General features: G+C 67.1%; 12 protein-coding genes. 7 read left to right on the forward strand and 5 right to left on the reverse strand.

Features of this window, described 5'->3' with window-relative positions; genetic code table 11:
• Window positions 1-5: 5 nt before the first annotated feature.
• The 4 genes from NA2_RS09750 to NA2_RS09765 are packed head-to-tail and all read right to left on the reverse strand — an operon-like array spanning window position 6 to window position 3,476.
• The gene (locus NA2_RS09750; RefSeq protein ID WP_008596520.1) at window positions 6-995 is read right to left on the reverse strand and encodes a branched-chain amino acid ABC transporter permease; all 990 of its coding nucleotides are present in this window, start codon (window positions 993-995) and stop codon (window positions 6-8) included.
• Window positions 992-1,906, reverse strand: coding sequence for a branched-chain amino acid ABC transporter permease (locus NA2_RS09755; RefSeq protein ID WP_008596521.1), 915 nt, complete (start codon window positions 1,904-1,906; stop codon window positions 992-994). Before NA2_RS09755 ends, NA2_RS09750 begins: the two co-directional genes overlap by 4 nt.
• Complete coding sequence (locus tag NA2_RS09760; protein ID WP_008596522.1) at window positions 1,903-2,658, reverse strand: ABC transporter ATP-binding protein; 756 nt, start codon at window positions 2,656-2,658, stop codon at window positions 1,903-1,905. The genes NA2_RS09755 and NA2_RS09760 overlap by 4 nt, the downstream gene beginning before the upstream one ends.
• Window positions 2,655-3,476 (reverse strand): ABC transporter ATP-binding protein, encoded by an 822-nt coding sequence (locus tag NA2_RS09765; RefSeq protein WP_008596523.1) that lies wholly within the window; start codon window positions 3,474-3,476, stop codon window positions 2,655-2,657. Before NA2_RS09765 ends, NA2_RS09760 begins: the two co-directional genes overlap by 4 nt.
• Window positions 3,477-3,764: 288 nt before the next feature.
• Here NA2_RS09765 and NA2_RS09770 point away from each other — a divergent pair, with 288 nt between their 5' ends.
• The 5 genes from NA2_RS09770 to NA2_RS09790 all read left to right on the forward strand — a co-directional run bounded on the left by NA2_RS09770 (window position 3,765) and on the right by NA2_RS09790 (window position 8,657).
• Window positions 3,765-4,472, forward strand: coding sequence for a GntR family transcriptional regulator (locus NA2_RS09770; RefSeq protein WP_008596524.1), 708 nt, complete (start codon window positions 3,765-3,767; stop codon window positions 4,470-4,472).
• Window positions 4,465-4,815, forward strand: a complete 351-nt coding sequence (locus NA2_RS09775; protein WP_008596525.1) for a TIGR04076 family protein — start codon at window positions 4,465-4,467, stop codon at window positions 4,813-4,815. The genes NA2_RS09770 and NA2_RS09775 overlap by 8 nt, the downstream gene beginning before the upstream one ends.
• A 7-nt stretch (window positions 4,816-4,822) precedes the next feature.
• Complete coding sequence (locus tag NA2_RS09780; RefSeq protein WP_008596526.1) at window positions 4,823-5,872, forward strand: aldo/keto reductase; 1,050 nt, start codon at window positions 4,823-4,825, stop codon at window positions 5,870-5,872.
• A gap of 125 nt (window positions 5,873-5,997) precedes the next feature.
• Complete coding sequence (locus NA2_RS09785; protein WP_008596527.1) at window positions 5,998-7,254, forward strand: ABC transporter substrate-binding protein; 1,257 nt, start codon at window positions 5,998-6,000, stop codon at window positions 7,252-7,254.
• Window positions 7,255-7,433: 179 nt separating this feature from the next.
• Window positions 7,434-8,657: an argininosuccinate synthase gene (locus tag NA2_RS09790; protein WP_008596528.1), complete on the forward strand. Its 1,224-nt coding sequence runs from the start codon at window positions 7,434-7,436 to the stop codon at window positions 8,655-8,657.
• A 300-nt stretch (window positions 8,658-8,957) separates the two neighbouring features.
• Here NA2_RS09790 and NA2_RS09795 read toward each other — a convergent pair whose 3' ends face one another.
• Entirely contained in the window at window positions 8,958-9,773 is an 816-nt protein-coding gene (locus NA2_RS09795) for a lytic murein transglycosylase (protein WP_008596529.1), read from the reverse strand.
• 213 nt (window positions 9,774-9,986) lie between these two features.
• Here NA2_RS09795 and NA2_RS09800 point away from each other — a divergent pair, with 213 nt between their 5' ends.
• Window positions 9,987-10,607, forward strand: coding sequence for a DUF1236 domain-containing protein (locus tag NA2_RS09800; RefSeq protein WP_008596530.1), 621 nt, complete (start codon window positions 9,987-9,989; stop codon window positions 10,605-10,607).
• A 307-nt stretch (window positions 10,608-10,914) separates the two neighbouring features.
• The gene (ffh, locus tag NA2_RS09805) at window positions 10,915-12,474 is read left to right on the forward strand and encodes a signal recognition particle protein (protein ID WP_008596531.1); all 1,560 of its coding nucleotides are present in this window, start codon (window positions 10,915-10,917) and stop codon (window positions 12,472-12,474) included.
• Window positions 12,475-12,479 lie beyond the last annotated feature (5 nt).

Here is a 12,479-nt window from a genome sequence, read left to right on the forward strand (position 1 = left end):
GTCTTTCACTCCGGCCGGCTCTCGGCGGTTTGCGCTTTTCCCGCGCGGGACGGCAGATGGCGCGAGATGGTGCGTATCTCACCCAGTATGCCCTGCGGACGCAACAGCAGCACTGCACATATTGCAACGCCAATGATGGCGATCTGCAGCGAGGCGGCGCGCGCCTGCTGGGCGGGATCGAAGACCGCCGCAATCAAAGCGGCCGAAACCGCCCAGATGCCCCAGACCAGAACCGCGCCGAGAATGGCGCCGCGATTGTTGCCGGAGCCGCCGACGATCAGCATCGCCCAGACCTGGAAGGTCAGCATGGGCAGATAGTTTTCCGGCGCGATGAAGCCGATGAAATGGGCCTGAGCGGCGCCAGCCAGCCCCATGATGCCGCCACCGATGGCAAAAGCCTGCAAGCGAAAGCGCGTGGCGCTCTTGCCGAGCGCCAGCGCGGCGGTCTCGTCCTCACGGATGGCGCGCAGGACGCGGCCCCAGGGGCTGCGCACCAGCCGCTCCAGCCCGAGATAGAGAAGCAGCACGACAATGACGAGAAGCGCCAGGTTGAGAAGGCTGAACAGCAGCGGGTTGCCGGCCTCGGCGGCGAATGGGCGCGGGATGAAGCCGATGCCGAACGGCCCGCCGGTCACCGGCTCGAGATTGAGCGCGCAGAGCTGGACGGCGGCGGCGATGCCAAACGTGGCGATGGCCAGATAGTCGGCGCGGAGGCGGATCGTCAGGCGGCCGACCAGATAGGAGACCAGCGCGGCGGCCAGCGCGCCGCCGAGCCAGCCGACCGCCATGGGCAGGCCGAAGCCGCCCAGCCTGCCGGCGGTGTCAGGCGTGGTGAGAAGCGCCGAGACATAGGCGCCGATGGCGACGAAGCCGGCAATGCCGACATTGAACAGGCCGGTCTGTCCCCATTGCAGGTTCAGGCCCAGGCACATGATGGCGTAGGTCAGCGCGACCGTGAGGAAGAAGCAGCCATAGGCGATCAGCTCGACGCTCATGCCTGCGGCCTCCCGAAAAGGCCGTGCGGGCGCAGCAGCAGGACGAGAACCAGGATGATGAAGGCAACGGCGGTGCGCCATTCCGCGCCGACGAGCTGAACAGTGCCCGCCTCGGCCAGCCCGACGATCAGCCCGGCCAGCATGGCTCCCGGCACGCTGCCGATGCCGCCTAGGATCGCCGCGGCGAAGAGCGGCAGAAGCAGGTCGAAGCCCATATAGGGACGCAGCTGCACCAGAAGGCCGGCCATGATACCGGCCACGCAGGCGAGGACGGCGCCGAGCAGCCAGACGACGCGGATGACCCGGCGCACATCGACGCCGACCACGCCGGCCAGCGCCTGGTTCTCGCTGACGGCGCGCATCGAGCGGCCGATGGCGGTGCGGGTCAGAAGCAGATGCACCGCGACGACCAGCGCGATGGCGAGGACAAGGGCGAGAAGCTGGTCGGGCGTGGCGCGCATTCCGCCGCCCAGCGGCAGCGCGATCTGCAACTCGCGGGTAAAATAGGCCGGCTTCGACGTGAAGACGAACTCGAGCAGGCTGCGCAGGGTCAGCGCCGCGCCGAAGCTGGCCATGACCATGACGATGATCGAGCTACGCCGCGCCCGCAGCCGACCGAACAGGACGGCGTCCACGGCGAGCGCCAGCAGGCCCGTCAGGGCCATCGCGGTGATGGCGGCAAGCGGCAGCGACCAGCCGAAGGAGAAGGGTCCGAGCGGCGCTAGCAGCCCGGCGGAGAGAACGCCGAGCGCCGAACTCAACGCCAGCGCCGCATAGGCGCCGAAGGTCAGCAGCTCGCTATGGGCGAAATTGGCGAAGCGGAGGATGGAATAGGTCAGCGTGACGCCGATGGCCCCGAGACCGTACATTGCGCCGGCGATCAGCCCGTCGACCAGGATCTGCGGATTCATCGCTGCTCCTCGCGTCCGGCGGGGGTGGCGCCGAGATAGAGCTGGGCGACGATCGGATCGTCTGCCAGCGTGGCCGCCGGCCCGTCATGGCGCAGCTCCCCTTCGACCAGGATGACCGCCCGATGGGCGATGGCGAGCGCCGCCTTCACGTTCTGCTCCACAAGTACGATGGTGATGCCCGCGGTATTGATTTCCTTCAGCCGGCTGAACACCTCGCCGACGATTTTTGGCGAAAGGCCGGCGGACGGCTCGTCCAGGATGAGGACGGATGGCTTGACGATCAGTGCCCGGGCGACGGCGAGCATCTGCCGCTGCCCGCCGGAGAGATTTCCGGCGCAGGCCGAACGCCGGGCGGCGAGATCGGGAAACAGCTCGTAGACCTCGGCGATGCGGGCGGCCTGTTCGCTCCTGGGCAGGATGTCGGCGGCGAGCTGCAGATTGTCCTGGATCGTCAGCGTGGCGAAGATGTTCTCCGTCTGGGGGACGAAGGCGAGGCCGTGACGCACCTTCTCCTGAACGGGCGAAGCGGTGATGTCGGCGCCGGCGAGAAAGGCCTGGCCGGCGTGGATCGGCACCAGCCCGGCGATCGCCTTGACCAGCGTGGACTTTCCGGCGCCGTTCGGCCCGAGGATCACCACCAGCTCGGCCGGAGCGACCTCAAAATCGACGCCGCGCACGATCGGCAGGTCGCGCTCGTAGCCGGCGACCAGCGCCCGGGTGGCCAGCGCGGGCGGGGGCGCCGCTGCATTCATGCGGCGGTTCCGAGATAGGCTTCGATCACGGCGGGGTCGCGGGCCACGTCGCGCGGCGTCCCCTCGGTCAGGTGACGGCCGGCGGCCATGACGACGACGCGGCTGCAGAGCCGTGCGACCATCTCCATGTTGTGCTCGATCAGGAAGATCGACTTGCCGTCGGCATTGAGGCGTCGGATGCGCTCGATGATCACCTCGAGCAGGGTCGGGTTGACTCCCGCGGCGGGTTCGTCGAGCAGGATCGCCGTCGGCTCGGCCATCAGGATGCGGGCGAGCTCGAGCAGCTTGCGCTGACCGCCCGATAGCACGCGGGCCGGCTCGTTCTCGAGATGCGAGAGCGTGACGAAGTCGAGCAGGGCGCGGGCCTTGCCGACCGCCTGCCGCTCCTCGCGGGCGACACGGGCGCCCTGCAGGAAGTTCATCCAGATGCGCTCGCCGGCCTGATCCTGCCGGCCGGTCAGCACGTTCTCGAGAACGGTCATCTCGGAAAACGGGCGCGGGATCTGGAAGGTGCGGCCGACGCCGCAGGCGATGCGCTGGTCGGCGCCTTCCGCCGACACGTCGCGCCCGCCGATCAGGATACGGCCTTCCGTCGGCCGGAGATTGCCGGCGATCAGGTTGAACAGGGTGGTCTTGCCGGCGCCGTTGGGGCCGATCAGGCCCAGCATCTCGCCTCGGTGCAGGGAAAGCGACATGCCGTCGACCGCCCGCAGCCCGCCGAACTGGATCGCCAGATCCTTCGCTTCGACAAGCACCGCGCCTTCCGCCGCTGCAGGCGTCAGGGAGGCTTGGGCCTGATTCTGATCGACATCGGGCATGGGATCGCTTGCCAAATCGTGATCTATGATGTTTGATCAAACTTTACATTGCTGCGGAAAGCAACCGGAAAAATTGCGTGACCGCCGATGCCGCCTTCCCGGAAGGCCGATCGGCAAAAACCGGCCTGGGACAAGCCCGAAGGCCGAACGCAGGGAAGCGAGGTGCCGCATGACGGCGGATCGAAACGGCGGAGCCTGGTGGCTGTACTTATGCAGCGGGATCGGACCCGCCCCGGCAATAGCGGCCCCGCGCGGCGCCGGCGGATGTTCCGCCCTGGGCGGCCGCTTATGGTGAGCCGCACACCCCTTTCACCGGTCGGCAGGGAAACCCTGCAGGACCGGGTCTATGCCGAGCTGCGCCGGTCCCTGATGCATGGCATGCTCGACGCCGGCGCCATCCTGCGCATCCAGGATCTTGCGGCAACGCTGGACACAAGCACGATGCCGGTGCGCGAGGCGCTGGGGCGGCTGGTGTCGGAACAGGCGCTGGAAGCCCTGCCCAACCGTTCGGTGCGCGTGCCGGTCATCACGCGCGAACGGCTCGATGATCTGGCGCGCGCGCGCTGCCTCGTCGAGGGCGCGCTTACCGGCCTCGCCAGCGCAAGGCTGACGGATGAAGATTTCGACGCGCTGCGCGACCTGACCGGGCGCTGCGAGGCGGCCTTCGGCGGCGACGATCCCGACAAGGCGCACACGACCTCGGAACTCAATCACAGCTTCCATTTCCACATCTACCGCGCGGCGGGTTCGGCGGTGCTGATCCCCGTGGTGGAAAGCCTGTGGCTGCAATCGGGACCCTATGTGCGGGCGGCGGCGCAGGTCCACGACGAGGGCGGCGGTCTCCGCGCCATGCATTTCCACTGGGCGCTGATTGAGGCGCTGGAGCGCCGCGACGCGGATGCGTCCGTCAAGGCGCTGACGCAGGACATCACCCGTTCGTTCGATCTGGTGCGCGGCAGTCTCGAGGCTCGGGAAAAGGTGATGCGCTATGGCTGACGGGGCGGATGACGGTTTCGATCTCTATGATCTGCGCGTGGAGGTGATCGTGCCGGAAGGCGAGCCGATCTATTGCGGCGCGAAGCCCGGCGATCATTTCGAACTGCGCGGCGAGATGCTGCATCTGCCGCCCGGCCAGGGATTCTCGATCTACTCGGTGGCCGCGGTCCTGCCGCTGCTCGCCGCGAAGCAGCGTCCCACGCACGCGAACGACTGGATGACCACGGACGCTGAAGTGGCCTGCCCCGATCCGAACTGCGCCTCCCGGCTGCGCATCACCCGCACGGGCAAGCGGCGCTTCAGCCATGCCGAAACCACAGCCGTCCCCCTGACGAAGGACTGAACAGACCATGCAGCGCATCCAGCTTGCCCCGGATTACGAGATTTCGCGTGTCATCCGCGGCGGCTGGCAATTGTCCAGCGGGCACAGCGCGGCGCAGAGCGCCGATCCGGTCGCCGACATGGCCGCTTTCGCCGATGCGGGCATCACGACCTTCGACTGCGCCGACATCTATACCGGCGTCGAGGAGATGATCGGCCGTTTCCGCGCGCATTATGCCGACCTGCGCGGGGCCGAGGCGTTGGCGCGCATCAAGGTGCATACGAAATGCGTGCCCGACCTGAGCCTGCTGCCGCAGCTGACGCGGGCGCATGTGGCGGGCATCGTTGAGGAATCGCTGCGCCGGCTGAAGCAGGAACGCCTCGATCTGGTGCAGTTTCACTGGTGGGACTATGCCGTGCCGGGGTGGCTGGAGGCGGCCGGCTGGCTGGACGAACTGCGGCGCGAAGGCAAGATCGACCGGCTCGGCGGAACCAATTTCGACACCGCCCACATGCGGGCCATCGCGGAAAGCGGTGTGCCGCTCACATCCATGCAGGTGCAGTATTCGCTGCTCGATGGCCGGCCGGCCAAAGCGATGGCGGAAGCCGCCGCGGCGCACGGCGTGTCGCTCCTGTGCTACGGCACGGTCGCCGGGGGATTCCTCAGCGAGCGCTGGCTGGGCGTCACCGAGCCTGAAGCGCCGCTCGAGAACCGCTCGCTCACCAAGTACAAGCTGATCATCGACGATTTCGGCGGCTGGGACCTGTTTCAGGCACTGCTGACGGCGCTCGACGCGGTCGCCCGGCGGCACGGCAGCACCGTCGCCACCGTCGCCAGCGCCGCCATGCTGCTCAGGCCGTCGGTGGCCGGGGTGATCATCGGCGCCCGCAACCGCTCGCACCTTGCCTCGAATCTCGCCATCTCGGACCTCGTGCTGACGGAACGGGATGCGGGGGAGATCAAGGCGGTGCTGGCCGAGGCCCGCGCCATCGAGGGGGACGTGTTCGACCTGGAGCGCGACCGCGAGGGCCGGCATGGCTCGATCATGAAATACAACCTCAACAAGGGGGCGGCCTGACCGCTCCCCGAACGAGCGCCGCGACAAGACGGCGCCGCCAACAGGGAAGACCGGAACGGGCCCACCGGAAAGCGGGCCACGGACAACCGAACCAGACCAGGGAACCAAGGAACGGGAGAACAGCCATGAGGAAGACATTGCTTGCCGCGACGTTCATCGCGGGGCTCGCCCTGCCGGCGGCGGCGCAGGACTGCGACATCACTATCGGCGTCGTCATGGAGCTGACCGGACCGGCCGGCCAGTACGGCCAGGCCGGCGCGAAGTCGGTGGAGATGGCGTTCCGCGACTTCAACGAGGCCGGCGGCGTCGACGGCTGCAAGCTGGTGACGGATACGCGCGACAGCCAGAGCCAGGGGACCGTAGCGGTCGATCAGGCGACGCAGCTCGTCAATGTCAGGAAGGTGCCGGTCATCATCGGCGGCATCATCTCGTCGGTGTCGATCCCGATCCTGACCTCGGTGACGGCGGCGGCCGGCGTGGTGCAGGTGTCGCCCGCCTCGTCCTCGCCGACGCTGACGGCGCTCGGCCGCGACGGCAAGACAAACGGCGTTTTCTTCCGCACCATCACCTCCGATGCGCTGCAGGGGACCGCCGCCGCCAAATACGCGCTCGACCAGGGGCTGAAGAAGCTCGCCATCATCCACGTCAACAACGATTTCGGCGTGAACATGGTGCGCGAGTTCCAAGCGGCCTACAAGAAGCTCGGCGGCACCGTCACCTCCGTTACGCCGTATAACGAGCGGCAGGCGAACTATGCATCGGAGGCGAGCGCTGCGATGGCGGGCGATCCCGAGGCGCTGTACCTCGTCAGCTACCCGGTCGACGGCGCGACCATCGCCCGCGCCTGGATCTCCGGCGGCGGCCCGCAGAAGTTCCTGCTCAACGACGGCATGAACTCGCAGGAGTTCATCGAGGCAGTCGGCGCAAAATTCCTCAACGAGGCCTACGGCACGTCCTCGGGCACCAGCCCGACTGCCTCGACGGAATATTTCTACGGCAGCTACGAGGCCTTCTCCGGCGGCATCAAGCCCGACGCACCCGCCGCCGACCGCTCCTACGACGCGGGCGCCATCGTCGCGCTGGCGGTCGCCAAGGCCGGCAAGGCGGATTCGGCGGCCATCAAGGCGGCCATCCCGGAAGTGGTCGCGGCGGACGGCACCGTCATCCATGCCGGCAAGGACGAGTTCGCCAAGGCGCTCGCCCTGATCAAGGACGGCAAGTCGATCAAGTATGAGGGCGTGATCGGCCCGGTCGGTTTCGACCAGTATGGCGACATCACCGGTCCGTTCCGTCTCTGGCGCGTCCAGGACGGAGCCGTCACCACGGTCGGAGAGATCAGCGCCGACGAGGTGGCCAAGGTCAAGGCAGAGGTCGCCAAGTAACCCGGGAGAGGGGTCTCCGGGGGACGAAGGGGGTTGCGCCATTCCGGCGTGGCCCCTTTCATTTCCGCGGGCTGGCCTTGCCCGCACGGCCATTCCTGATAATAGTCGGCGCAATCTGTGGGGCGCTGCTCCGGCGGGTGCGCCGGCTTCGCCGAGATCCTCGAAGACCGGAAGACATCATGACGACACCCAAAGACGTGAAAAAGGTCGTGCTCGCCTATTCGGGCGGCCTCGACACCTCGATCATCCTGAAATGGCTGCAGACGGAACTCGGCGCGGAGGTGGTGACCTTCACCGCCGATCTCGGCCAGGGCGACGAGCTGGAACCGGCCCGCAAGAAGGCGGAGATGCTCGGCATCAAGGAGATCTACATCGAGGACGTGCGCGAGGAGTTCGTCCGCGATTTCGTCTTCCCGATGTTCCGCGCCAACGCCCTCTATGAAGGCACATACCTGCTCGGCACGTCGATTGCCCGGCCGCTGATCTCGAAGCGGCTGGTGGAGATCGCCGCCGAGACCGGTGCCGACGCCATCGCGCATGGCGCGACCGGCAAGGGCAACGATCAGGTGCGTTTCGAGCTTTCCGCCTATGCGCTGAACCCCGACATCAAGATCATCGCCCCGTGGCGCGACTGGACCTTCAAGTCGCGCACCGACCTCCTGAACTTCGCCGAGGCGCACCAGATCCCCGTGCCGAAGGACAAGCAGGGCGAGGCGCCGTTCTCGGTGGACGCCAATCTCTTACACTCCTCTTCCGAGGGCAAGGTGCTGGAAGACCCGTGGAACGAGCCGCCGGAATATGTCCACCAGCGCTCCGTCTCGCCGATGGACGCCCCGGACCGGGCGACGGAAATCACCATTTCCTTCAAGGCGGGCGACGCGGTGGCCATCGACGGCAAGGCGATGTCGCCGGCGACACTGCTTGCGGCGCTCAACGATCTCGGCCGCGACAACGGCATCGGCCGCATCGATCTCGTCGAGAACCGTTTCGTTGGCATGAAATCGCGCGGCGTCTATGAGACGCCGGGCGGCACGATCCTGCTCGCGGCGCACCGGGCGATGGAATCGATCACGCTCGACCGCGGCGCTGCGCATCTGAAGGACGAGCTGATGCCGCGCTATGCGGAGCTGATCTACAACGGCTTCTGGTTCTCGCCGGAGCGCGAGATGCTGCAGGCGGCGATCGACAAGAGCCAGGAGGACGTCGAGGGCGAGGTGCGCCTGAAGCTCTACAAGGGCAATGTCATCGTCACCGGCCGCAAGTCCGACAAGTCGCTCTATTCGGACGCGCTGGTCACCTTCGAGGACGACCAGGGCGCCTACGACCAGAAGGACGCTGCCGGCTTCATCAAGCTGAACGCGCTGCGGCTCAGGACGCTGGCGGCGCGGAAGCGCGGGCGGTAGGGCGATTCAGGCGCTGCGCGAGCGGCGTCCTCCTTCTCCCCGCATGCGGGGAGAAGGTCCCGGCAGGGGGATGAGGGGCGGTCCGATCCCGGAACAAGGCCAGACGCTCGTCTGCAGCGCCGCGCATCATTCTGAGACGCGCAGTGATTCTATAACGCTTTGAAATAATGCATATTTGCCGGCGGTAGGGAGGAAGAAGGCGCTTGTTTCAACGCCTCCCGGCCCTCCGCTATGGCTCCGGGCGTTCGCAGCCTGTGCTCATGCCACCGGCATGAGCACTCCGCTTGCGCGGACCGCGCCTCACCCATCAATCTCCTTGGCCATGATGGCGATGGCCTGCTGGTAGACGCTTGCGGCGTTCCAGCCCTGGATGGCACGGAAATTGGGCTGGCCGGGCTGATAGCCGGCGCCGGCGCGCCAGCCGTGCGCGCGCAGGAAATTGGCCGTCGAGGCCAGTGCGTCGGCAGAGGACCGGACCATGTCGACGCGGCCATTGCCGTCGCCGTCGACCGCATATTTCAGGGCGTTGCCGGGCAGGAACTGCGTCTGGCCGATCTCGCCATGGGCTGCGCCCTTGGCCGAGGGGCTCAGCATGCCGCGGTCGACCATCTGCAGGGCGCCGTAGAGATGGCCGGTGAAGAACTCCGAGCGCCGGCAATCATAGGCGAGCGTGGCGACCGCCGAGATCGTGTGCTGGTTGCCGAGGAAGCCGCCGAAGCCGGTCTCCATGCCCCAGATGGCGATCAGCGGCCCGGCCGGGACGCCGTAGCGCTTTTCCAGGTTCGCGAACAGGGCGGCATGCTTCTTCTTCATGCCCTTGCCGCGCGAGATGATGGCGTTGGCGCCGCGCTTCTGCATGAAGGAGTTCAGCGACAGCTTGAAGCTCCTCTGGCCGCGGTCGGCGGCGATGGTCTTGCTGGCATAGCTGGTGCTGGCCAGGGCATCGAGGCCGCGCTTGCCGATGCCGCGCGACGCGGCTTCGCGGCTGAACTGTGCCTTCCAGTTCTCGAAGCCGCCGGCATTGTTTCCGCACTGGGCGGCAGACGCGCCGCCCGCGGCCAGAAGTGATGCACATACAGTTGCGGCGATGAGCGCCGCCCTGCCCCCGAAAGCCATGCTGCTCTCCTTAAGACAAAAAAGGCCATAAAAGTTGATCCTGCCAGCGTTTGCGGGCGATGTCACCCGCTGCAGGGCCTTTGTGGCCTAGCACAGCGGTGATTACCGATCCGTTTCATCGTTTATTTTCCGTTTCCGTCGGAAGACCCCGAGGGAACCATTTCCGCCGCGTCGCCGTTGGTCGCCCCGGTCGAGTCTGACAGGAGAACGACAATGAACAGGATGCTTCTCAGGAATGCGGTCGCCGCGACGGCGCTGATGACCTTTACCGGCCTCGCGGCAGCCGATGTCGTGGCGGTGGCGACGACCGATCTCAACATCCGCTCGGGTCCCGGCCCGCATTATCCCGTGGTCGGCGCCATCGGCGCCAACCAGGAAGCCGTCATCGGCGGCTGCCAGGAAGGCAGCAAATGGTGCGTGGTAACCGCCAACGGCGTCGACGGCTGGGCCTATTCCGACTACCTGATCGCGCCGTTCGGCGGTGAGGAACGGATCGTCGTGACCGAACGCCCGGCGGAGGCCCTGCCGCCCGTCTCGTTCGAAGCGACGTCGAGCGTCGAGACCGGCGTGGTGCGCGGCGAGCTGATCGGTCGCAAGACAGCGTTCGGCACGATCGAGCCGATCCCGGCGCCGCCGGCCGAGGTGCGCACCTATGTCGAGACGAACACGATCGACCCGGTCTATCTGGACGGCGAAGTGGTGGTCGGCGCGGCCCTGCCCGAGACGGTGGAGGTGCGCGAGATTCCCGACTACGACTACCGCTACGTCTATGTGAACGAGCAGCCGGTGCTGGTCGAGCCGGAGACGCGACGCATCGTCTACGTGCTGCGTTAGTTTCATTCCAAGCATGTCCCAACGGGCGTTCCCTGCCCCGGAAGAGCGTCGTCGGCCCCGCTGGCGGCGCTCTTCTTGACTCCGGACCGGATTTCCTGTCTACAGACGCGGAATTTCCGCGACGAGTGACAACTCCGAGCAGCCGACCAGGGCGCCTTTCGGCGGAAAGCGACGATCCTGGAGGTCAACACCCGGCAGCGCGATGCGCCCCCGGGTGCTTTTCGGCTTTGCGACGGGTTTGAAGCTGCGGCGCGGATGCATTACCTCTCGCATCCTATGCGGATGATGCGAGACATGAGGAACGCGGATGTTTGAATCGCTCCAGGAACGCCTTGGTTCCATCCTGAACGGCCTAACGGGCCGTGGCGCGCTGTCGGAGGCCGATGTCTCGGCAGCCCTGCGTGAAGTGCGCCGGGCGCTGATCGAGGCGGACGTCGCGCTCGACGTGGTGCGTTCCTTCACCGACCGGGTGCGCGAGAAGGCCGTCGGGGCGGAAGTCCTGAAGTCGATCAAGCCCGGCCAGATGGTCGTCAAGATCGTCCATGACGAGCTGGTGGAGATGCTCGGCGCCGAGGGCGAGACGATCGACTTGAACGCGCCGGCTCCGGTCGTCGTCATGATGGTCGGCCTGCAGGGGTCGGGCAAGACCACCACCACCGGCAAGATCGCCAAGCGGATGACCGAGCGCCAGGGCAAGAAGGTCCTGATGGCCTCGCTCGACACGCGCCGGCCCGCCGCGCAGGAGCAGCTCCGGCAGATCGGCGAGCAGACGGGCGTTGCCACGCTGCCGGTCGTTCCCGACCAGTCTCCCGTCGACATCGCCAAGCGCGCCGTGCAGGCGGCGAAGCTCGGCGGCCATGACGTGGTGATCCTCGATACGGCCGGCCGCACGCATATCGACGAGCCGCTGATGGTCGAGATGGCCGACATCAAGCGCGTGTCGAACCCGCACGAGATCCTGCTGGTCGCGGACTCGCTGACCGGCCAGGACGCCGTCAACCTGGCCAACAATTTCAACGACCGCGTCGGCATCACGGGCCTGGTGCTCACCCGCATGGACGGCGACGGGCGCGGCGGCGCGGCGCTCTCCATGCGCGCCGTCACCGGCAAGCCGATCAAGCTGATCGGCGTCGGCGAGAAGATGGACGCGCTGGAGGAGTTCCATCCCAAGCGCATCGCCGACCGCATTCTCGGCATGGGCGACATCGTCTCGCTGGTCGAGAGGGCCGCCGAAACCATCGACGCGGAAAAGGCCGCGGCGATGGCGAAGAAGATGCAGGACGGCAAGTTCGACCTGAACGACCTCGCCGACCAGCTTCGCCAGATGCAGAACATGGGCGGCATGGGCGGCATCATGGGCATGATGCCCGGCATGGGAAAGATGAAGGACCAGATGGCCGCCGCCGGCCTGGACGACAAGATGTTCGGCCGGCAGATCGCCATCATCCAGTCGATGACCGCCAAGGAACGGGCCAATCCGGACCTGCTCAAGCACAGCCGCAAGAAGCGCATCGCCGCCGGTTCCGGCACGGATGCGGCGCAGATCAACAAGCTCCTGAAGATGCACCGACAGATGGCCGACATGATGAAGGCCATGGGCGGCAAGGGCCGCAAGGGCGGCATGATGCGCGGCCTGATGGGCGGCATGGCGCAGAAAATGGGGCTTGGCGGCCTCGGGGGCGGCATGCCCGACCTGTCGAAGATGGATCCGAAGCAGCTCGAGGCCCTGCAGAAGCAGGCGCAGGCCGCCGGTCTCGGTTCCGGCGGCGGCCTGCCGAAGGGCGGCATGCCGGGCCTGCCAGGTCTCCCCGGCGGCGGTCTACCGGGACTGCCGGGCGGGCTGCCCGGCCTGCCGAAGAAGAAGTGAGGACG

The sequence above is a fragment of the Nitratireductor pacificus pht-3B genome (genome assembly GCF_000300335.1).
GTDB classification, from domain to species: domain Bacteria; phylum Pseudomonadota; class Alphaproteobacteria; order Rhizobiales; family Rhizobiaceae; genus Nitratireductor; species Nitratireductor pacificus.